This is a genomic window from uncultured Devosia sp., assembly GCF_913055165.1.
In the GTDB taxonomy this organism is placed as follows: Bacteria; Pseudomonadota; Alphaproteobacteria; order Rhizobiales; family Devosiaceae; genus Devosia.
Map to the genome: position 1 here is coordinate 1 of NZ_CAJXJS010000002.1, position 22,306 is coordinate 22,306.

Genomic DNA, 22,306 nt, shown 5'->3' on the forward strand with positions numbered 1-22,306 from the left:
CGAGGTGATCGACAATTCCATGGACGAGGCCATTGCCGGCCACGCGACGCGGATCGAGGTGCATCTGGGCGCTGACGGATACATCACGGTTACCGATAACGGCCGCGGCATTCCGGTCGAAAAGCATCCGAAATTTCCCAACCGCTCGACGCTCGAAATCGTTCACACGGTCCTCCACGCCGGTGGCAAGTTCGACAGCAAAGCCTATGAAACTTCAGGCGGTTTGCACGGCGTTGGGGTGTCCGTCGTCAATGCCCTGTCCGACGACATGGTCGTCGAAGTCGCCCGCGACCAGCAGCTTTATCGCATCCAGTTTTCCCGCGGCCTGGTGGTTGAGGACGTGGTCAATGTCGGACGCGTGCAGAACCGACGGGGCACCACCACACGCTTCCACCCGGATCCCCAGATCTTCGGGCCGGCAGCGCATTTCTCGGCAGGCCGCATTTTCCGCATGACGCGCGCCAAGGCCTATCTGTTCGGCGGCGTGGAGCTGCGCTGGAGCTGTGACGAAAGCCTCGCCAGTGAAGAGGTTCCGGCCAAGGCGGTGTTCCACTATCCCGACGGGCTCAAGGACTACATGACAGCCCGTATCGAGGGCGAAACGCGGATCACGGACGATATTTTCGCCGGACGCAGCGGGAAGCCGGGCAGCCACGGTTCAGTGGAATGGGCGATCGCCTGGACGATCGGCGATGGCGGCGTGCAGTCCTACTGCAATACCGTGCCGACACCCGATGGCGGGACGCATGAAGCCGGCTTGCGCATGGCACTGCTACGAGGCCTCAAGAACTACGCCGAACTGACCAAGAACAAAGGTGCGGCAAACCTCACGGCCGAGGACGTTCTGACATCATGCGCGGCCATGCTATCCGTGTTCGTGCGCGAGCCGGAATTCGTCGGCCAGACCAAGGACAAGCTGGCCTCAGGGGAAGCAACTCGCATTGTTGATGCGGCCCTGCGCGATGCATTCGACCACTGGCTGGCGGCCTCGCCCCAACAGGCAGGAAAGCTCCTAGACTGGGCGATCGAGCGCGCCGAGGAAAGGCTGCGCCGTCGCAAGGAAAAGGAAATTGATCGCGCCAGCGCCACGCGCAAATTGCGGCTGCCGGGCAAGCTTGCCGACTGTACGCAGAACGCAGCCCAAGGCGCGGAGTTGTTCATCGTCGAGGGCGATTCGGCGGGCGGCTCCGCCAAGCAGGCGCGTAACCGTACCAATCAGGCCGTGCTGCCGCTCCGCGGAAAGATCCTGAATGTTGCCGGGGCGAGCCGCGACAAGCTCGCAGCAAACCAGTTGATCGCAGACCTGGTCCAGGCGCTGGGCTGCGGCACCCGTGACCGCTATACCGAGGATGATCTGCGCTATGACAAGATCATCATCATGACCGATGCGGACGTGGACGGCGCGCATATCGCCTCGCTCCTGATCACCTTCTTTTTCCAGGAGATGCCGCGCCTGATCGAAAACGGCCACCTGTACCTGGCCCTACCCCCGCTCTATCGCATCAGCCAGGGCGGCAAGACGCTCTATGCACGCGACGATGCACACCGGGCCGAGCTGATGGCCACCGAGTTCACCGGGAAGGGCAAGATCGACACCACCCGGTTCAAGGGCTTGGGCGAAATGCCCTTCGCGCACCTGCGCGAAACCACGATGTCTCCCAAGACCAGGACGCTACTGCAGGTGAAGGTTCTGGATGACCGGGATGCCACCCGGCATACCGTTGACCGCCTTATGGGCAGCAAGCCAGAAGCACGTTTTGAGTTCATTCAGGAGAACGCAGCCTTCGTCACCGACCTCGACGTGTGAGCCGGCCTTAACCGCGTTCACGTTTGCAAGGCCCAAGACCGTTGACAGATAAGGGGTTTGCGCTATGGTCCGCGCCGCTGGGATATTCTCGCGGGTCGCAGGCACGGACCCGTTAAGGCGTTTCACCAGCGCGACATTGACCCCGGCCCGGACAGATTGCCGCTGCAATGTCACCGTGCGGATGCGTATCAGTATTTCATAGTCCATCCGCTCTCATGCAAGGGACGCGCGCCCCACAGGGCAGAACTTGCGCAATTCCAACGACCGGCGCACCGGCCGAGCCCCTCGGTCCGGCAAGGCAGCGGGCAGACTGTTGAGTGGAACGACCAACTTGACCGACGACTTTTCCGGACTGGGCCTATCGACCAAGGTTACCGACGCTGTAGCCGCCGCTGGCTATGACAAGCCAACGGAAATCCAGGCCCAGGCCATCCCCCACCTTCTCGAGAAGAAGGACCTGATCGGCATTGCCCAGACCGGCACCGGCAAGACAGCATCTTTCGTCCTGCCCATGCTGACGCTACTGGAAAAGGGACGCGCCCGTGCGCGCATGCCGCGCACGCTCATTCTGGAGCCGACGCGCGAACTGGCCGCCCAGGTCGCCGATAATTTCGAGAAGTACGGTAAAAATCACCGGCTCTCGATGGCCCTGATCATCGGGGGCGTGTCCTTCGAGGACCAGAACAAGAAGCTCGATCGCGGTGTGGATGTGCTGATCGCCACTCCTGGGCGACTGCTGGACCAATTCGATCGCGGCAAAATCCTGCTTACGGGCGTGGAAATTCTCGTCATTGACGAGGCCGACCGCATGCTGGACATGGGATTCATCGACGATATCGAGAAAATCTGTTCGCGCTTGCCGCCGCGACGCCAGACCATGCTGTTCTCGGCCACCATGGACCCGCAGATCGAACGGCTGACCAAGCGGTTCCTCAAAGATCCGGTGCATGTGCAAGTCTCGCGCACTGCGTCCACCGCCGACACCATTGACCAGAAGCTGGTAAAGGTGCCGTCCAAGCCGGACGAAAAGCGTGCGGCACTCAGGGCACGCATTGACGCGTCTGCGGGGCTTACGAACGCGATCATCTTCTGCAATCGCAAGCGCGACGTGGCCACGCTCGCCCGTTCCCTGCAGCGGCACGGCTATTCTGCCGGTGCTCTGCATGGCGATATGGACCAGAAAAGCCGTATGGAAACGCTCGATGCGTTCAAGACCAACAAGCTGACGCTGCTGGTCGCCAGCGATGTAGCGGCAAGAGGGCTGGACATTCCGGCTGTGAGCCATGTGTTCAACTTCGACGTGCCCGTGCATGCCGAAGACTATGTTCACCGTATCGGTCGAACTGGTCGCGCGGGCCGCTCAGGCGTCGCCTACACCTTTGTGGGTCCCGCGGATGGCAAGCATCTGGACGCCATTCTCAAGCTCATTCAGAAGCCGATTGACTGGCTCGAAGGCGACAAGGCCAGCAAGCCGCAGACCGAGGGCAAGCAAGAGACCGCCGAAACAGGCAAGCCGGCTCGGGGCCGCCGCACAAAGGCTGCCAAACCAGTGGCCGAGAAGCCGGTCGCATCTGCAGTTAGCGGGGACAGCGCCGAACCGGCGGCAAAGAAGCCGACACGACAACGTGCGGCCAAGAAAACTGAGGATTCTCCGTCAGATACGCCGTTTGGAGATGCGGGACCGGTGCCAGCATTTCTGTTGCGGCCAGCAAGGATGACGCAGTGAGTGCTTCAATATTGGTGCGAAAGCACACCAATATTGTGGGCACAGCTTGTTAGAAGGCAAGGCGGGACTGTATTTTCTGGTCCCGACTCAACTAACGTAGAACGATACGGTCGGAGCGCAACGGCGCGCGGGGTGGGGTAGTGTCGGACCAAGAATTTACGCGTACCCTGGGATACGCCAATGCGGCGTTTGATCTGCTCAAGCGCAGCCGGATTCCCCCCTATCCGCAATTCTATGAGCTTCTCTATACCTATGCGACGGGCGTGAACCCGTCGCTGAACAATCGCATCAACGCCATTTTCAGAAGCGGCAACGTGCCCTCCTCGGAGCTGGCGGAGACGCTCTACAATGAATTTCTGAAGTCTGACGTAAACGACCGTATGTCGAGCGTGTCGGAGCGCATGCATGCCCGCATTGAAGCGGTGCATGAGGCAATCGACAGTGCGATGACCACTGCCAACGCCTATTCCGGTTCGCTGCAGTCGGCCAGCGGCGATCTGGAACGCGACTTGAGCACCAACGACATGCGGGCCCTGGCGACCCGCTTGTTGGCAGAGACCCGGCGCATGCAGGATACCAATCGCCAACTTGAGCTCAAGCTGGAAGCGTCGCGGGAAGATATTGCTGCCCTGCAACGCGATCTGGACGATGTCCGGCGCGAATCCATGCTCGACCCGCTGACCAAGATCGCCAACCGGAAGAGCTTCGACGAAGGCCTGGCGGACGCGATTAAGGAGTCCGAACAGACGGGTGAAGCACTGAGCCTGCTATTGGTCGACATCGATCACTTCAAGTCGTTCAACGATACCTATGGACACCAGACAGGCGACCAGGTCTTGCGACTGGTGGCAATGACATTGAAGTCAAACATCAAGGGCAGAGACCTTGCCGCTCGTTATGGCGGCGAGGAATTCGTGGCCGTGCTGCCATCGACCGATCTGGATGGTGCAGTCATCGTCGCGGAGAACATCCGCAAGGCCATACAAGCCAAGGAGCTGCTCAAGCGCTCCACAAACGAGAAGCTCGGCCGCATCACGGCGTCATTCGGCGTGGCGGCGTTCACGGCAAGCGACAATGCTGTGTCGCTTATCGAGCGAGCCGATCGCTGCCTCTATGCCGCCAAGCGGGCCGGAAGGAACCGGGTGGTCAGTGAGACTGAGCTGGTCGAGATCGACGAAGCGCCCGCCAAGGACGCGTCAGCGGCCTGATCAGGCGGTCGGGATCAGTTCGACGCCAAGGCCGGACAGCATCTCCCAATATTCCGGATAGGTCTTGCCAGTGCAGGCAGGGTCAAGAATGGTCACGCCGCCGATGCGCAGACCCGCCAACGCAAAGCTCATGGCAATGCGGTGGTCGTGATAGGTCTCGATCCGGCTGGTGGCGTTGCGATGGGCGACGTCCATCAATGCGGGATCGGCATTGACGATGAGGTCGTCACCCTCCTCCCGCGCCAGGCCGGGGCGGATGCGATTGAGTTCATTGGCCACGGCTCGAATGCGGTCGGTTTCCTTGACTCGCAGGTTGGCTATCCCGACGAAACGCACCGGGCGGTTGTTGAAAGCGGCCACCACTGCAATGGTTGGGACGGCGTCCTGCATCTGCGATCCGTCGATAACTTCAGGCATATTCGGAAACTGGGCGATTGTCGCTTGAGCGGCGGCATCTGGCTGCGTGAAGGCTTCGGTCGGCACGCCCAGATCGATCTTGCCGCCTGTCAGGGCTTCGATTCCCCAGAGATAGGTAGCTGCGGAGGCGTCAGGTTCGATGTGGAAGTCGGTCGCCTTGTAGCCGGTCGGTTGCACCAACCAGGATCCGTCCACACGATCCTCCACCTGGGCGCCAAAAGCCCGCATGGCCGCCAATGTCAGGTCGACATAACCGCGCGCGCCGATATCCTTGCCGGTGAGCGCGACCTCGATAGCACCATCGCCAAAGGGCGCTGCCATCAGCAGGGCGGACACGTATTGGCTCGAGAGCGAAGCGTCGATCTCTACCCGACCTGAGCCGAACCGGCCGGTGCCGTGGATGGTCACAGGGGGGCAGCCGGTGGGGCAATGCGCATCGATCCCAAGGGACACCAAGGCATCGACCAAGGGGCGAATGGGGCGCAGACGCATGTCTTCGTCGCCATCGACAACCACGGTTCCCTCGATGGTTGCGACAGCGGCTGTCAGGAAGCGTGTTGCGGTGCCGGCATTGCCAAGGAACAGGGGAGCAGCAGGCGCCACGAGGCGCCCTGTGCTGGTGACCAGAAAGGTCGTGGCGTCCGGCTCCTCGACGGTCACCCCCATCTCGCGCAGCGCACGAGCCATGAGCACTGTGTCCTTGCTCTTGAGTGCTCCGGTCAGCCGACTGGTGCCCTCGGCCATGGCGGCAAGCAAGAGTACCCGATTGGTGATCGACTTGCTGCCAGGCGGTGAAACACGACCTGAAAGCGGACGGTTGGGTGGAACAATTCTATAGGCGGCAGGAAGGGCGTTCGGCATGATGCCGTGGTGTTAGGCGAAACCGAGGACCGACGCAATCGCGTCGTGCAGATCAGGCGCCAGTCCTCGCCTCGGCGAGCGCCTTTAGGTCGGCCGGAGCCAGCGTAACGCTCTCGCCGCAGCCGCACGCACCCGTCTGATTGGGATTTTTGAAGGTGAAGCTCGATCCCATCTTCGTCGCTTCGAAGTCCATCACGGTGCCGAGGAGATACATGGTGGCCTTGGGGTCGACCCAGACGTTGACGCCGTGGTCCTCCACGTGATCATCGCCTGGGTTGGGCGCTTCGACATAGTCCATGGTGTAGGACACACCAGCACAACCCGCATTCTTGATGCCCACCCGCAGACCAATCACGGGCTTTTCGGAATCTTCGATGATTTCGGCGATGCGCTCAGCAGCAGCATCGGTCAGCGACATGATCTTGAAGGCCATGGGCGAGTACCTTTATCGGCGTTTCACGATATATAGGGTGAAACGCGCAAACTTACCACCAGTTCAACGCGACTTGAGCTTCCTCGCTCATGCGTGAGGCGTCCCAAGGCGGGTCGAAGACCATATTGACGGTGACGTCCTGAATACCCTCCACGCCGCGGGCAGCGTTCTCAACCCAGCCGGGCATTTCGCCAGCCACGGGGCATCCCGGGGCGGTCAGGGTCATATCAATGGTCAGGTTGCGGTCATCGTCGAGATCCACTCGGTAAATCAGGCCGAGTTCGTAGATATCGACCGGAATCTCCGGGTCATAAACGGTTTTGAGCGCGCCGATCAAATCCGTTGTGATCCGTTCTACCTCCGACTCGGAGAGGCCCGACGGCATGGTCGGGGCGATACGGACATCGGTTTCGGTCGCCGGGGATTCGGTTCCGGTTTCTTGGCTCATCACTCTCTTCCTCAGGCGAAGAATTTCTGGGCACGCTCGATGCCATCCACCAAAGCGTCAACGTCGTCCTTGCCGTTATATAGGGCGAAGGACGCTCGGCATGTAGAGGTAACACCAAATCTGGCCAACAAGGGCTGCGCGCAGTGCGTGCCAGCGCGCACGGCGATGCCGTAACGGTCGAGAATGGTGGCGACGTCGTGGGCGTGGGCGCCGGCGATCTCGAAGGAGAAGATGCCGCCCTTGCCCGGGGCTGTGCCGATCTGGCGCAGGGAATTGATGCGGCTCAGCTTTTCGTGCGCGTAGGCTGCCACGTCGTGCTCATGGGCGGCAATGGCGTCGCGGCCGATCATCTGCATATAGTCAAGAGCTGCACCAAGCCCCATGGCCTGAACGATGGGCGGCGTGCCGGCTTCGAAACGATGCGGCGGCTCGTTGTAGGTGACGCCGTTAAGTGTCACGGTTTCAATCATCTCGCCACCGCCCTGGTAGGGCTGCATCTCCGCGAGCAGTTCGTACTTGCCATAGAGTACGCCGATGCCGGTGGGTCCATAGAGCTTGTGGCCGGTCATGACGTAGAAATCGACGTCGAGGTCCTGCACGTCGACAGTGGTGTGAACTGCCCCCTGGGAACCATCGACCAGAACCGCGATGCCGCGGGCATGTGCGATCTCGATGATGCGCTTGATCGGGTTCACCGTGCCCAGAACGTTGGACATATGCGTAACAGCGACGATACGCGTGCGGTCTGTCAGCGACGCCTCGAAGGCATCGATATCGAGAACGCCATCATCGTCGACGTCGATCCACTTGATAATCGCGCCCTTGCGTTCGCGGTGGAAATGCCAGGGCACGATATTGGAGTGATGCTCCATAATCGTTGTGACAATCTCGTCCCCTGCCCCGATGCGCGGCCCAACGAAAGATGAAGCAACCAGGTTGATCGCCTCGGTCGCGGACTTTGTGAATATGATCTCTTCGACCCGTCCCGCGTTGAGGAAGCGGCGCGCACTTTCACGACCGGCTTCGTAGCCTTCCGTCGCCCGATTGGCGAGCGTGTGCAAGCCCCGGTGAACGTTGGCGTATTCATGCCGAAAAGCGTGATCCATGCGGTCCAGCACCTGGACGGGTTTCTGGGCAGATGCGCCGCTATCAAGATAGACGAGGCGGTGGCCATGAATCTGTTCGCCGAGTATCGGGAAGTCGGCGCGGATTTTTTCGAGGTCGAAGGTCATGTTCGCTTCCGTGGTGGGACACCCCCACCCTTGGTCCCTCCCCACAAGGGGGAGGGAGACGATGTGGCACCTTCAGCGTCACACATTCATCATTTGACCCAGCTTCCGACCCGCGGACACGCTGGGCGGCGGGATCTTACTTACCCACCATCAGCCAGCTATCGACGATAGTCTGCAGCGCTTCGTTGAGCTCTTCGTCGTCAATCGGATCGAAGAGTTCCGCGATGAAGCCGCGCACCAGCATGGTCTCTGCCTCGGACTTGGGAATGCCTCGGCTCATGAGATAGAACAAGCTATCTTCATCGATCATCCCGCAGGTCGAACCGTGGCCGCAGACGACGTCGTCGGCATAGATTTCGAGTTCGGGCTTGGAGAGAATCTCGGCTTCATCGGAGAGCATCAAGCCCTGATGCATGAACTTGGCATCGGTCTTCTGGGCATCGCGGGCCACCACAAGCTTGCCCTGAACGATGGCCTTGGCCCGGCCGCGTACAATGGACTTGAACAGCGGCTGCGAGGATGTGTGCGGCACCGCGTGCAGGGTTTCCATAGTGATGTCGGCATGCTGGCCGTCGGCCACCAAATTGAGGCCAGTGAGATCGGCATGGGCTCCGGCACCGGCCATGCGCGGGAACACATGGGTACGGGCGAGCCCGGCGCCGGCATGGATCACCAGGGTGCGCAGTCTGGCGCCATCGGCGAGCTGATACTCGTTCGTGGCGAAATGTGACACGGCGCGGGCGCTGAGGTCGATGGTAATATGGGTCACCACGGCATTCCTGCCCACGGACAGATAGGTCGCGTGGTTCCCCACATGCGCCGCATCGGATCCCGAGAATGTTTCGACGATCGTCGCCGAGGCGTCATCAGCCACGAAAACCTTCAGCGCATCAGCAACATGGGCCGCCTCGCCTTCAATACGACGCTCCACCTGGATGACCGGATCGACGCTGTTTTCCAGCGTGAGGGTCAGCGCTTCCTTGGCCAGCGCCCCATTGATGTGCACCAAGACGTCGTCGCGGGTGGTCAGCACACCGCCATCGGCCTTGCCAACAATGACGCCGGCGGGGGCCGTGGCGGCATTCTGGATGGCACCATTGGCAATCATCAGGTTGAAGGCACCGGGAATGCGCAGCGCCGGTGCGCTGGCTTCATTGGCTGCGTTTGCAACAGGCGGAATCGCCCGCAGCAGGGTCTTTAGATCGGTATAGTGGTAGCTCTCGACGCGACGGGTCGGCAGGCCGGCCACGGTGATGCGCTCGGCTGTGGAGTCCGCGCCGGCAGCCTTGAGCTGGGCGATCAGAGCGTCCTCGGCCGGGCCGAGACGAACAGGAAAGTTTGCGCGCATGATTTAGGCAGCCTCTCCGCCGTAGCTGGCATAGCCCTGGGCCTCGAGCTTGAGGGCCAGGTCCTTGTCGCCGCTCTCGACGATCCTGCCGTCCGAGAAGACATGCACGACGTCGGGCACAATGTGGTTGAGGAGGCGCTGATAGTGGGTGATGACCAGCATGGAGCGCTGGCCGTCACGCAGGGCATTGACGCCCTTGGAGACGACCTGCAGTGCGTCGATATCGAGGCCGGAGTCGGTCTCGTCGAGCACGGCCAGCGAGGGCTTGAGCAACGCCATCTGCATGATCTCGGCGCGCTTCTTTTCGCCGCCGGAGAAGCCGACATTGAGCGGGCGCTTGAGCATATCGTTGTCGATATTGAGCTGAGCGCCAGCTTCCTTGACCGCGCGCATGAAGTCCGGTGTCGACAGTTCGGCCTCGCCACGGGCCTTGCGCTGGGCGTTGAGCGCGGCCTTGAGGAAGGTCATGGTGGCGACGCCCGGGATTTCGATTGGATACTGGAAAGCCAGGAACAGGCCGGCAGCGGCGCGCTCATCGGGCTCCATCTCGAGGATGTTTTCGCCGTTGAGCAGGACTTCGCCCTCGGTGATCTCATAGTCTTCCTTGCCGGCCAGTACGTAGCTCAGCGTCGACTTGCCCGAGCCATTGCGGCCCATGATCGCATGAACCTCGCCGGGCGGGATGATGAGGTTCACACCTTTGAGGATTTCGCGTTCCTCGATGCGGGCGTGCAGGTTGCGGATTTCAAGAACGGGCGTGGTCATTAGTTTCTCCGGAATGCTCGGCAGGACGGCGCATGCAGGTCATTGCGCGTCGCCCTCTTTGAAGTGACTGATCACCTCGATTTTGCCGACGATATGGGCGTTAAATTCAGGGAGTTCCTCGGCAGGAACCCAGAATTCCTCGTGCTGCTGTCCACCGACAATCTGACGCTCGAAACGCGCCAAGTAGCTGGCGTCAACATCGAAGCGCGTCACAAACCCCTGCTTTGAGCCGTGGCGGGTGTTCCAGTCGCGGGCAATCTGCGTCGCATAACCTTCGTTGGTCACCGGATAGAAGATGGGCTGATCCGGCAAGCGGGGGGGGAATGCCCGTGAGCCTGCCTCTTCGATCAGCTTAAGTTCCTCAAGTCCGACAGGACGATAGAGTGTGACGACGTCAACCATAGCTATCCGACACTGCCTTCGAGGCTGATCGAGATCAGCTTCTGGGTTTCGACCATGAATTCCATGGGCAGGTGTTGCAGCACGTCGCGGACGAAGCCGTTAACGATCAGCGCCACCGCTTCCTCTTCGGAAAGGCCCCGCTGCATGCAGTAGAACATCTGGTCGTCGGAAATCTTGGACGTGGTTGCTTCGTGCTCGAAGACGGCCGTGCCGTTGCGGCTTTCGATATAGGGCACAGTATGCGCGCCACACTTGTCACCGATCAGCAGCGAGTCGCACTGGGTGAAGTTGCGGGCGTTCTTGGCCTTGGCGTGGGCCGAGACCTGGCCGCGATAGGTATTGTCCGAGAAGCCGGCAGCAATGCCCTTGGAGATGATGCGGCTGGAGGTGTTCTTGCCCAGATGCAGCATCTTGGTGCCGCTATCGACCTGCTGATAGCCGTTGGAAATGGCAATGGAATAGAACTCGCCGCGCGAACCGTCGCCGCGCAGGATGCAGCTCGGATATTTCCAGGTGATGGCCGAGCCGGTTTCCACCTGGGTCCAGGATATGTGCGAGTTCTTGCCGCGGCAATCGCCACGCTTGGTGACGAAATTGTAGATGCCGCCCTTGCCGTCCTTGTCGCCGGGATACCAGTTCTGGACGGTGGAATACTTGATCTCGGCATTGTCGAGGGCAACCAGTTCCACCACGGCGGCGTGCAACTGGTGCTCGTCGCGCATTGGGGCCGTGCAGCCCTCGAGGTAGGAGACATAGCTGTCATCGTCGGCGATGATCAGCGTGCGCTCGAACTGCCCGGTTTTCTTCTCGTTGATACGGAAATAGGTCGACAATTCCATCGGGCAACGGACGCCCTTGGGGATGTAGACGAAGGACCCATCGGTGAAGACGGCGCAATTGAGCGTGGCATAGTAGTTGTCGGAGACCGGAACCACCGAGCCGAGGTATTTCTGCACCAGTTCGGGATGCTCGCGGATGGCGTCCGAGATCGAGCAGAAGATGATACCCTGCTTAGCCAGTTCCTCGCGGAAGGTCGTGACCACGGAAACCGAGTCAAAGACGGCGTCCACGGCGACATTGCCCGAGAACGGCGTGCCGGTCGGTTCGCCCGCACCCTGGACACCAGCCAGAATGGCCTGTTCCTTGAGCGGAATGCCAAGCTTTTCATAGGTCTTGAGGAGCTCGGGATCGACTTCATCCAGGCTTTTGGGGCCTTTGAAGCTCTTTGGCGCCGCATAGTAGCTGATGCTCCGGAAGTCGATCTTGGGATAGTGGACCTTGGCCCAGTTGGGCTCTTCCATGGTCTGCCAGCGGCGGAAGGCCTCCAGGCGCCATTCCAGCATCCATTCGGGCTCGTCCTTCTTGGCCGAGATGAAGCGGATGGTCTCCTCGGTCAGGCCCGGCGGGGCAACGTCGGATTCAATATCGGTCTCAAAGCCGTATTTGTACTTGTCGACGTCGAGCGCCAAAACCTGTTCAACCGTTTCCCGGTCAATCTCTTCCTTGAGAGTGGGAATGTTGTAGTCCGCCATGCGGCTTCTCCTTCAAGTCCCTCGGCGGTTCAAGGCCGCCGCGAACACATATTCGGGTGGCGGCTATGCCGCCTTACCTGCCTGCTTTTGGCGCGACAGGATTGTCTCAAATCCGGCGAGGAACGCGTCGGCATCCGCCGTAGTCGAGTTCCAGCCGAAGCTCACGCGCAAGGCGCCTTCAGCAAGCGCCTTGGGAACACCCATGCCCGCCAATACGTGGCTCACGCCAACTTTGCCCGACGAGCATGCCGAGCCCGATGACACAGAGAGCCCCATCAGGTCCAATGCCATCAGGGCCGTAGCGTTGCTCAAACCCGGGACGGCAAAATTCGTAACATTACCAATACGCGTCGCACCCTGCCCGAAGATCACGACGCCCGGCGCCATGGACTTTAGGCCCGCTTCAATGCGGCCGGTCAGTGCAACCATAGCTTCTGCGTCATAGGCCGACACCTCGGCAGCCGCACCAAAGGCGGCAATCAGCGCGACCGGCTCCGTGCCGCCGCGCCGACCCTGTTCCTGGCCGCCGCCGGGAATGAGGCGCGCGGTGTCAGCATGAGCCTTGGCCAGCAAAGCGCCAATACCTGCAGGCGCCCCGATCTTGTGCCCGCTTATGGCCATCATGTCGGGCGCGGAGGCCGCAAAGTCCAGGGGCAGCTTGCCGAAGGCCTGCACGGCATCGACAAAGAGCGTGTGGCGCGTCGGGCCGACTATTGCGTTTACGCGCTCAATGGGTTGAATCACACCGGTTTCGTTGTTCACCCAATGAACTGCGACGAGCAGGGTCGCTTTCTCGTCTTCGGCGCGCGCCAGAACTCCGGCCAATTGATCGAGATCAATGCGCCCCTCGGCATCAAGCCCGATTGTCCAGACAGGCAGACCCGTGGCCTCTGCCGCCTTTAACACGGCGGAGTGCTCCCCCGTACTGACGGCCACGGCGTCTGCTGAGAATGCCTTTGCGCCGGCAACCAACGCCTGGGTGATGGCCTCGGTTGCCGAACTGGTGAAGACAACCTGCCTGGGTTCAGCGCCGGCCAGACGTGCTACCTGCTGCCGGCCAGTCTCGACGGCGTTGCGCAGGGCACGGCCATGGACATGGATCGAGGACGGATTGCCTGTCAGGGAAAGGGCGCCAAGCATCGCTTCCCGCGCTTCAGGACGAAGCGGGGCGGACGCATTGTGATCGAGATATGTGGCCGCTCTCGTCATCGCGCTTTCCGGACGCATGCGCGCCCATGGTAGCTCCTATGCCCGCCGCGGGACCCTCTTGCGGGGCCGCAACCAAACACTTCTTGAAATTTCCCGCCCAACTTCATTACAAGGGGCGCTCCAATGGGCCGCAGTGCGGCCCAAAACCGAGTTTCGAATAATTCTAAACTGGTGTTTCGGACCCATGTTTTAGGGAGCGGCCCGCGCTTAGTCAAGCCGCGAGCAGCTTTCCCCAGAGGGGTCCGGACAGCCGACGAGACAGAGCCAGAAAAGGCCGGAACAAACTTATGCCAGAAGTGATCTTCAACGGCCCGGAAGGGCGCCTGGAAGGCCGGTACCAGCCGGGCAAGGAACCGAATGCGCCGGTGGCCATCGTGCTGCATCCGCATCCGCAGTTCGGCGGGACGATGAACAACCAGATCGTCTACAATCTCTTCTACATGTTCGCTGAGCGTGGTTTTTCCGTGCTGCGCTTCAATTCGCGCGGCGTGGGCCGTTCGCAGGGCGTTTTCGACCACGGCATCGGCGAACTCTCGGACGCTGCCGCGGCGCTGGACTGGCTGCAGATCATCAACCGTGAATCGCGCGGCTGCTGGATCGCCGGCTTCTCCTTCGGCGCCTGGATCGGCATGCAACTGCTGATGCGTCGTCCGGAAGTGGAGGGCTTCATTTCGGTGTCGCCGCCGGAAAACCTTTACGACTTCTCGTTTCTAGCCCCCTGCCCGTCTTCTGGCCTGATTATTCATGGCGACAAGGACCGGGTTGCTCCGCCTTCGTCCGTGCAGAAGCTGGTGGACAAGCTCAAGACGCAAAAGGGCATCACAATTGAACAGCAGATCGTGGAGGGGGCGAACCACTTCTACGAAGGCAAGATCGACGAGCTGACCACGCGCTGCGCTGAATATCTCGACCGTCGCCGTCAGGAGATCGCGGACGGCGGCGGGCGCTAGTTCAGGGCGCACAACTGCGATTGAAACACCTCGGTGTCACCCCCGCGAAAGCGGGGACCTCCGTTTCTCTACCGGTGGTCCTTTCAAGCAGAGGTTCCCGCTCTTGCGGGAACGACCCTGTGACAGGGACGGCCTTTGGATCGCACCAAGATGACCAAGTTCGAATACAAATCTGAATTCCTGCGTACCCTGTCCGAGCGTGGATTCATCCACCAGACCTCGGACGATGCGGGGCTGGACAATCTCTTCTCCACTGAAACCGTCACCGCCTACATCGGTTTCGACCCCACGGCCGCCTCACTCCATGTGGGCAGCCTGATCCAGATCATGATGCTGCACTGGCTGGAAAAGACCGGTCATCGCGCAGTCGCCCTGATGGGCGGCGGCACGGGCATGGTGGGCGATCCGTCCTTCAAGGACGAGGCCCGCAAGCTGATGACGCCGGATATGATCCAGGCCAATATCGACAGCATCAAGCAGGTCTTCGCAAATTACCTTGACTTCAGCGAGGGCAAGTCGCTGATGCTCAACAATGCCGAGTGGCTGATGCCGCTCAATTATCTCGAATTCCTGCGTGACGTGGGGCAGCATTTCTCGGTCAACCGGATGCTGAGCTTCGACTCGGTCAAGCAACGGCTTGATCGCGAGCAGTCGCTCTCCTTCCTCGAATTCAACTACATGATCCTGCAGGCCTATGACTTCGTCGAGCTCAACAAGCGCTACGGCGTGAGGCTACAGATGGGCGGGTCGGACCAGTGGGGCAACATCGTCAACGGCATCGACCTCGGCCATCGTCTGGGGACGCCACAGCTTTATGCGCTGACCTCGCCATTGTTGGCGACAGCATCGGGCGCCAAGATGGGCAAGTCGCTCAATGGCGCCATCTGGCTCAATGCGGACATGCTCTCGGCCTACGACTTCTGGCAGTACTGGCGCAATACTGAGGACGCTGACGTGGAGCGGTTCCTAAAGCTCTACACCACGCTGCCCCTCGATGAGATTGCCCGTGTTGTGGCCGGCGACATCAACGAAGCCAAAAAGCGCCTCGCCACCGAAGTGACAGCCATGCTGCGTGGCCGCGAGGCGGCAGAAGGCGCGGCAGAAACGGCGCGCGCGACCTTCGAGACCGGCAAGCTCGACCTGTCCTTGCCGACGGCCGAAATCACCCATGCCGAGCTGGCGGCTGGCATTGGTGTTCTTTCGGCACTGGTAAAGGCAGGGCTCGCCGCCTCCAATGGCGAGGCAAGGCGGCATGTGGCGTCGGGTGCGGTGCGCGTCAATGATGCGGTCATTGACGATGACAAGCTTTCCCTGGCGGAGAACGCGCTCTTACCGGAAGGGGTCATCAAGCTTTCAATCGGCAAGAAGCGGCATGCGCTATTGAAGCCGGTCTAGTAATCGCACTGTTGCGGATGGATCCAGGGCGCCCCAGCGGGCGCCCTATCTTATTGTGCCGGCGGCAATTCGCGGGCACGAAACTCGAACATCTCCCGGAAAATGCCGGGGGCGAGGATCGATAGCGGGTTGACCAGGAATTGCGGGTCTTGCAGGGGACCGCGCACGGCGAAGGTCACGCCGACCAGGCCCTCTCCATCCCGACCGCCGAGCAGCGGGCCGAGAATGGGCAATTGCTGGAAGATGTTGTTCAGACCGAAGAGGGGCACATAGGTTCCCGTGAGATCGTATTGGCGCTGGTCGGTATAGATGAAGCCGCGCAGCGTGCCGCCCACGGTGTCTCCGGCGAGCACCGCGTCCGTCACCTCGACGCGATCGCTCTTGCGGATGAAATCGACCTGGCCGGCACGGAAGTCGAGACGGTTGCTGGCAGCAATGGCAGCCCGGGAATCGGAGTGATTACCGAGGATCTGAACAACATTGTCTTCATCGACAATGGAGAAGTTGCGCATGACCAGCTGTCCGGTCTCCTGGTCGAGCTGGCGGTTCGTGGTCATCACCAGACTCCCCGAGCCGCCGGCCAGTTGTGAATAGATGCCGAGGAGCCGCAGCACCGTCCCGGCATCATTGAAGGCCATGGACAATGTTCTGCCATTGGGCGCGGGGTTGGTGGTGATGGACACTGCGTTGCCCTCATCGAACTGGGCGGTGAGGTTGACCCGGGTGAGGTTCATGCCACGCAGGGACATGTCGAGATCGAGATTGAATGCGGTCGTGGCGTAATAGCCGATCGCCCGATCCAGTTGGACATCCAGGATTAAGGCCTGGTCGAACTGGGTCGACTGTACGCCGCCACTCCCCTGGCCCAGGCTGAAGAACCGGCTCAGAACAGGTTTCAGATCAAGCTGGCGGCCGCGAATCCGCACAGAAAAGCCCCCTTCAACCGGCGATAGGTCTACCGTAGCACTGTCGCCGTCACTCAAGGCAAACTCGCTGAAATTGGCCGCCAAAAGACCGTCACTGGCATGGTAGTCCAGCCGCCCGCCGAGGCGGACACTACCAAACGCAAGCGCAATATCTTCCAAATGGGTGACTTCACCTTCCGGTCGCACCACGGCAGTCAGCAGGCCCGGTGTGCCGACTGGCTTTGAAATGCCAAGATCGCGGATACTCAGGCTGGCCGCCTCCAAATCCACCGACATTTGCAGGGCCCCGTCTGCCAGCGGCTGTGCCACGAAGCGGACTTGCCCGCCTAGGAACTCGGACGCATCAAAACCGAACTCGGCGAGATCGGCGACGGCGATTGTCGATCCCAGACGGACCACCGGATCGGATTGCGGGGTCCCTTCGACGGACAGCTCCGCCGTCATGCCGTCAATCTCTGCAGTGCCACCGAGCTGATAGCTGTCCTGCGAAGCGGAAAATGAGAATTGACCATCAGAAATGCGGCGCCTTTCAATCGGCTGGCTGCTCGCGAACCCGGTCACGGTGCCATTGACGACGTAGTCGACATCCATCTCTCGACCGACCGCCTCGTCGCCCAGAGCGATGGTCGCAACGAGGCCCAGATCGACGGCACCGGTGATGGCATCAAGGTCCAGGGGAAATTCCAGGTTCTCGAGCGCATCTGGTTGTTGCTGCTCGACCAGGGCCAACAGCGCTGGGATGGGTGCTTCGAGGTCACCCGAAATCTCGATAATGCTTTCGTCAGGGACCGAATTGTCCATGACCATGGCTGGATTGACGACGGTGACAATGCCAGCATCGGTCTCCAATATCCCACCGCCACCGGCGATCGTCATGTTTACATCATCGACGCGCAGCCTGGTTTCGCCGGAGATTTGAATCGGTGCCATTTCAGAGGTTGGCTTGATGGCGACGTCCTCGCCGACGATGTCGATCAACATGCTGTCGGGCGGCAGGGCTGCGTTCTCATCGCCCACTGCCAAGGTGCCGACGGGAAAGTTGAAGCGCATTCGCGCATTCTTGACGCGCCCCTCGGTGACATTGGCAACAAACCAGTTACGGCTCTCGCCAGACATGATGTAGGGCCACAGGCGCTTGAAGTCGTCCGCCGTCACCCCCTGCCCCGCGATAGTCATGTCCAGGCCCATGCCCGATTGCAGCATGTCGATGCGACCTGCGGTTTCCACCGTTGCGCCCTCTTTGGAGGCGGTTAGACGGTCGATGCCCAAGGCGCCATAGAGCGGCGCCGACCAGCCAGAGAATTCGACCAGTTCAAATGGCGTTTTGGGCGCATCCATGTCGTTGGGGTGGATAACAACATCCCGCGCCGTCAGGGACATACCGATAGTTGGTCCGTAAGTGGGATCAAGCCCAAGAGCGAAAACGCCTGATATTCTGGCAGTCGAACGGCCGATCTGAAGCGCGCCCTCTTCCAGGTGGAACCGCCCATGGACCGGCTCCCAGGTGACATCAAGAATGGAACTGGCCACGGGGAAAAAGTCATCTCCGAGACGCAAGTCCAAACCCGTCAGATCGAGCTTGAAATCACCACCAGTGAGCGTTCCGGTATCGCCCGCAAAGGCGACGTCGAAGGAAATGGCACCGGTGCCCCGCATCGCTGCCAAGCTGTCGTGATCGTCAATGAAAGGAAGGAAGGCCGAAAAATCCAGATTGGTGATGTCAGCCTGCAAGCGCCGTATACCGTCTGGGTCGACGGAGCGCTCGATTGTCCCCACGACCGTTTGACCGCCAACGCGCGCGCTGAATTCGCCGGTCACCTTGGGTTCGCCGGGAACAGGCCCGATTTCTAGGGACACGGCCTCGAATTGCCGGAAGAGACCGTAGACGGGATCGGCCATGTCAATATGGCCGTCTCGAACCACTAGTCTGGAGAACCGTCCCTGGGCCGTCTGTTCCACTAGATCGGCAACAGCAAGCTCGGTGGCTTCGAGGTTGTAGATGAGCCAGTCATTGTCCGAGCGCATCGGCGGGGCGGCGCCAGCATCAAAGGAAATGCCCCCCGAAGAGATGGCGACTGCCGGAAAACTATCCGCACCTTCCAGCACCCGCACGGTGGGCGGGCCACCATCAGGATCCTCCTCGATCTCGAGCGTTCCGGGACGTGGACCATAAAGATCCTGCACGATCTGAATATGCGGGCCGACAATAGTGATTGTCGTACCCGGTTGACCAAAAACGGCGCGCGCGGGGGAGAAGCCGACTTCCAACGCATCCATTTCAATGCGTGCACCCGACTTGCTGTCCGTGAACTCTACCGGGGCGAACTGAATGACCGGCCACACGCCCGCCTCCAGTGCCAGAGCCATGTCGCCCATTTGCAGATCGGCAGTCTCAGGCACGAAGTTCTGCACGAAACTGCGGATGGCCTGACCGGTGAAGGGAATGCGGATCGGTGTGATCAGCATGACCACGTAAAGCAGCAGCAGGATCAGACTAGGAACGCCGAGGACCCAAATCGTCGCCCGGCGCATACGGCCGAGCCCAGGGGACCGCGCTGGTGGTTCAGATGGCTGTGTCGAGGACGGATCTGGTGCTGTTGCTTGGTTCACTGCCACCACGTCGAAGATCGGCAGGCCCTGCTCCGCCAGCCGCAATCAGAATCATCCGCTGCATTGATGGATGATACCGGCTGGAATGTGGCGCTGACACCCTCTATTCATCCTGCAGAAAAGCAGGATGAGCCATGACACATCTCAAGCCCGGCGACCCGGCACCCGATTTCGTCCTTCATCGCGACGACGGTTCCACCATCAGGAAGACGGACCTGACCGGACATCCCGTGGTGCTGTTCTTCTACCCGGAGGACGACTCCGGTGGTTGCGTGGACGAGAATCAGGAGTTTTCCGCGCTGTCGGATGCCTTCGGTGCGCGCGACGCTTTTCTAGTCGGGGTATCGCCAGACACACGCGAAAGCCACCTGAAGTTTCGAGCCAAGTACGGTCTGAAGGTTCCACTGGCATTCGACCCCGACCGGGCAGTGATCGAAGCCTTTGGCCTCTGGCGGATGAAGAAACTTTACGGCCGGGAGTTCATGGGGCTCGTGCGCACCAGCTTCATCATCGATGCCGAGGGAAGGATCGCCAGGGTCATCCGGGCCACCCGGATCAAGGGGCATGCCGAAAAAGTGCTCGCAGCGCTCGACGAGGTACTTGCATCCGCCCCACGAACATAGGCTTTCGCCTTTTTTAACCAAGCGCCGACATACTCAAGTAACCATGTTGCTGGGTGTTTGGAGTTGTGGCGTTGCGTCAGTCTGCCAGTTTCAGTGTTGGGGACAAAAAGCGCGCCAAGCGCGGCATCCATCCGGCCCTGTTTTACACCATGTTCGCCCTGCTACTCGGCGGGAATGCCGTACAAGGTACTGCGCTCCTGATGGCGCCAGACATAGCAAGGCTGCTGAGCGGTCAAAACGAACTGGTCGTGACCGCCTATGAAGACCGGCTCGCACAGATGCGGGTCGAGATCGACCGCCTTCATTCCCGCAACTATGCGCAGGCCGGCGATATCAACCTGCAGTTGCAAGAATTGTCGGCCCAGCAGGAGGTACTGCTGGAGCAGCACCAGCTGGTCCGGGCGTTGGTTACGAAGGCGGATCAATTGGGTCTGGCTTCCGTCGGGGACCTCGATTCGGCGTCCCCCCAGCTGGTGACAACGGCCGCCGGCAATCCCGACATTGCTGCCACCTCGGCCTCGGTGACCCAGATGATGGACGAAACCCAGATGGCGATGAGTGGCATTGCCAACGCAGCGACGGAGCGCACTGCGCGCATCGTTGGTGAGCTGTCCACGCTCGGAATCAAAATCGAGTTGCCGAAGGCCCAGCCAGATGGTGTGGGAGGGCCGCTATTGCTGGCTCAGGACGGCACAGAAGCCCCCTCACCCATGCTCGAGGACGCCAATGCCGTCATGGAGGCCCTGCTGCAGTACAAGGCTGCGCGAGACAGCCTCCAAAGCGCGCCAGTGCATATGCCGTTGGCGGGAGGTTATCGCCAGAGCTCGGGCTATGGCAATCGCCGCGACCCCTTCACCGGCGGACGCGCGTTCCATTCGGGCCTGGACTTTGCAGCTCCCACGGGGACCTCGGTATTGAGCGCCGCCGAGGGCGTTGTCACCTTTGTTGGAGAACGATCCGGCTACGGGAAGGTGGTGGAAGTCGAACATGCCAATGGGCTGACAACCCGCTATGCGCACTTGAGCGCTTACCTTTCACAGCGTGGGCAGAAGGTTCAAACGGGAACGCCAATTGCCAAGGTGGGGTCAACGGGCCGGTCGACCGGACCGCATCTGCACTTCGAGGTTCACAAGGCCGATAAGAGTGTGGATCCCAAGCCGTTTCTGGACACTGGCAAGCGCATCCTGGCGATGCTGAACTAGTCCAAAAACGCGAAAGCCCCGGCTTGGCGCCGGGGCTCGCTTGGTCGAGGCGGAGTTCAGTCTTCCGCGGCTATGTCGGTTGCAACACCGACACGCTGCGCCAGGGCCGCCTCCATGAATTCGTCGAGATCGCCATCCAGGACCACCGATGGCTGGCCGCTCTCCACGCCCGTTCGCAGATCCTTGACCATCTGGTATGGCTGCAGGACGTAGGAGCGAATCTGGTGGCCCCAGCCGATATCGGTCTTGCTGGCGGCCTGGGCGTTGGCCGCTTCCTCGCGCTTCTGCAATTCCATCTCATAGAGTCGCGCCTTGAGCATGTTCATGGCCGTGGCGCGGTTCTTGTGCTGGCTGCGCTCCTGCTGGCAGGCAACGATGATGCCCGTCGGCACATGGGTGATGCGGATGGCCGAATCGGTTGTGTTGACGTGCTGTCCACCAGCACCGGAGGCACGATAGGTATCGACCTTGAGGTCAGCCTCGCGGATTTCGATGTCGATGTTGTCATCGACCACCGGATAGACCCAGACGCTGGAAAAGCTGGTGTGACGTCGGGCAGCGGAATCATAAGGACTGATCCGCACGAGCCGATGGACACCGCTCTCGGTCTTCATCCAGCCATAGGCATTGTGGCCCTTGACCAGAATAGTCGCGGACTTGATGCCTGCCTCTTCGCCATCGTGAATTTCGATGGTTTCGACCTTCATTTTCCTAGCCTCGGCCCAGCGGGTATACATGCGCAAGAGCATGTTCGCCCAGTCCTGGCTCTCGGTGCCACCGGCACCGGAGTGGATTTCGACGTAACAGTCGTTGCCGTCGACTTCGCCAGACAGAAGGGTCTCGATCTGGGTGCGGCGCGCGGTGGCCTTGAGGTCGATCAGAGCCTGCTCGGCGTCGCGGACGATTTCGTCGTCGCCCTCGGCCTCACCCAGCTCGATCAACTCGACATTGTCGCTGATACCGGATTCGAGTTCGCGCACCGTCTTGACGGCGACGTCGAGTTCGTCCCGTTCGCGCATGGCGACACGGGCCTTCTCCGGGTCATTCCAGAAGTCCGGAGATTCGGTTTGCGCGTTTAGCGCGTCGAGACGGAGTTGAGCTGTATCCCAGTCAAAGATGCCTCCTCAGCAGGGTCAGAACCTGCTCGATTTCGGCAACGGTCTTTTCGATTTCCGCGCGCATTGGTCTTCCTTGTACAGTGGGTGTCCGTTT

At 60.7% G+C, this 22,306-nt stretch carries 18 protein-coding genes; 7 read left to right on the forward strand and 11 right to left on the reverse strand.

Going from position 1 to position 22,306, the window contains the following annotated elements; genetic code table 11:
* The 3 genes from QZ564_RS01115 to QZ564_RS01125 all read left to right on the forward strand — a co-directional run.
* Positions 1 to 1,807, forward strand: a 1,807-nt coding sequence (locus QZ564_RS01115; RefSeq protein WP_297103499.1) for a DNA topoisomerase IV subunit B, incomplete at its 5' end; no start/stop codon positions are given.
* Between the two features lie 331 nt (positions 1,808 to 2,138).
* The gene (locus QZ564_RS01120; protein ID WP_297103501.1) at positions 2,139 to 3,533 is read left to right on the forward strand and encodes a DEAD/DEAH box helicase; all 1,395 of its coding nucleotides are present in this window, start codon (positions 2,139 to 2,141) and stop codon (positions 3,531 to 3,533) included.
* A 140-nt stretch (positions 3,534 to 3,673) separates the two neighbouring features.
* Positions 3,674 to 4,741, forward strand: coding sequence for a GGDEF domain-containing protein (locus QZ564_RS01125; protein ID WP_297103505.1), 1,068 nt, complete (start codon positions 3,674 to 3,676; stop codon positions 4,739 to 4,741).
* Here QZ564_RS01125 and aroA read toward each other — a convergent pair whose 3' ends face one another.
* The 9 genes from aroA to QZ564_RS01170 all read right to left on the reverse strand — a co-directional run bounded on the left by aroA (position 4,742) and on the right by QZ564_RS01170 (position 13,388).
* A complete protein-coding gene (gene aroA, locus QZ564_RS01130) occupies positions 4,742 to 6,019 on the reverse strand; it encodes a 3-phosphoshikimate 1-carboxyvinyltransferase (protein WP_297103508.1) in 1,278 nt (425 codons plus the stop codon).
* Positions 6,020 to 6,071: 52 nt separating this feature from the next.
* A complete protein-coding gene (locus QZ564_RS01135; RefSeq protein ID WP_297103511.1) occupies positions 6,072 to 6,452 on the reverse strand; it encodes an iron-sulfur cluster assembly accessory protein in 381 nt (126 codons plus the stop codon).
* Between the two features lie 52 nt (positions 6,453 to 6,504).
* A complete protein-coding gene (locus QZ564_RS01140; protein ID WP_297103817.1) occupies positions 6,505 to 6,837 on the reverse strand; it encodes an SUF system Fe-S cluster assembly protein in 333 nt (110 codons plus the stop codon).
* Positions 6,838 to 6,911: 74 nt separating this feature from the next.
* Complete coding sequence (locus tag QZ564_RS01145) at positions 6,912 to 8,132, reverse strand: cysteine desulfurase (RefSeq protein WP_297103513.1); 1,221 nt, start codon at positions 8,130 to 8,132, stop codon at positions 6,912 to 6,914.
* A gap of 136 nt (positions 8,133 to 8,268) precedes the next feature.
* Positions 8,269 to 9,480, reverse strand: coding sequence for a Fe-S cluster assembly protein SufD (gene sufD, locus QZ564_RS01150; RefSeq protein WP_297103515.1), 1,212 nt, complete (start codon positions 9,478 to 9,480; stop codon positions 8,269 to 8,271).
* A gap of 3 nt (positions 9,481 to 9,483) precedes the next feature.
* A complete protein-coding gene (gene sufC, locus QZ564_RS01155; protein ID WP_297103518.1) occupies positions 9,484 to 10,245 on the reverse strand; it encodes a Fe-S cluster assembly ATPase SufC in 762 nt (253 codons plus the stop codon).
* Between the two features lie 39 nt (positions 10,246 to 10,284).
* Entirely contained in the window at positions 10,285 to 10,647 is a 363-nt protein-coding gene (locus tag QZ564_RS01160) for an ADP-ribosylation/crystallin J1 (RefSeq protein WP_297103521.1), read from the reverse strand.
* A 2-nt stretch (positions 10,648 to 10,649) separates the two neighbouring features.
* Positions 10,650 to 12,179, reverse strand: coding sequence for a Fe-S cluster assembly protein SufB (gene sufB, locus QZ564_RS01165; RefSeq protein ID WP_297103523.1), 1,530 nt, complete (start codon positions 12,177 to 12,179; stop codon positions 10,650 to 10,652).
* A 63-nt stretch (positions 12,180 to 12,242) separates the two neighbouring features.
* Positions 12,243 to 13,388 (reverse strand): aminotransferase class V-fold PLP-dependent enzyme, encoded by a 1,146-nt coding sequence (locus tag QZ564_RS01170; protein ID WP_297103526.1) that lies wholly within the window; start codon positions 13,386 to 13,388, stop codon positions 12,243 to 12,245.
* A gap of 287 nt (positions 13,389 to 13,675) precedes the next feature.
* Between QZ564_RS01170 and QZ564_RS01175 the strand changes: the two genes are divergently transcribed.
* Entirely contained in the window at positions 13,676 to 14,338 is a 663-nt protein-coding gene (locus QZ564_RS01175) for an alpha/beta hydrolase (protein WP_297103529.1), read from the forward strand.
* 150 nt (positions 14,339 to 14,488) lie between these two features.
* Positions 14,489 to 15,733 (forward strand): tyrosine--tRNA ligase, encoded by a 1,245-nt coding sequence (gene tyrS / locus QZ564_RS01180; protein ID WP_297103533.1) that lies wholly within the window; start codon positions 14,489 to 14,491, stop codon positions 15,731 to 15,733.
* A 50-nt stretch (positions 15,734 to 15,783) separates the two neighbouring features.
* Here the strand turns inward: tyrS and QZ564_RS01185 are convergent, their stop codons facing one another.
* Positions 15,784 to 19,191, reverse strand: coding sequence for an AsmA-like C-terminal domain-containing protein (locus QZ564_RS01185; RefSeq protein ID WP_297103536.1), 3,408 nt, complete (start codon positions 19,189 to 19,191; stop codon positions 15,784 to 15,786).
* A 212-nt stretch (positions 19,192 to 19,403) separates the two neighbouring features.
* Here QZ564_RS01185 and QZ564_RS01190 point away from each other — a divergent pair, with 212 nt between their 5' ends.
* Positions 19,404 to 19,892 (forward strand): peroxiredoxin, encoded by a 489-nt coding sequence (locus QZ564_RS01190; protein ID WP_297103538.1) that lies wholly within the window; start codon positions 19,404 to 19,406, stop codon positions 19,890 to 19,892.
* A gap of 71 nt (positions 19,893 to 19,963) precedes the next feature.
* Positions 19,964 to 21,094, forward strand: a complete 1,131-nt coding sequence (locus tag QZ564_RS01195) for a M23 family metallopeptidase (RefSeq protein ID WP_297103541.1) — start codon at positions 19,964 to 19,966, stop codon at positions 21,092 to 21,094.
* A 56-nt stretch (positions 21,095 to 21,150) separates the two neighbouring features.
* Here QZ564_RS01195 and prfB read toward each other — a convergent pair.
* Positions 21,151 to 22,276, reverse strand: a protein-coding gene (gene prfB / locus QZ564_RS01200) for a peptide chain release factor 2 (RefSeq protein WP_297103544.1) whose coding sequence is annotated in 2 segments (ribosomal slippage) — positions 21,151 to 22,206 and positions 22,208 to 22,276 — 1,125 coding nt in all. Because the reading frame shifts where the segments join, the coding sequence is not laid out codon by codon here.
* Positions 22,277 to 22,306: the final 30 nt, after the last annotated feature.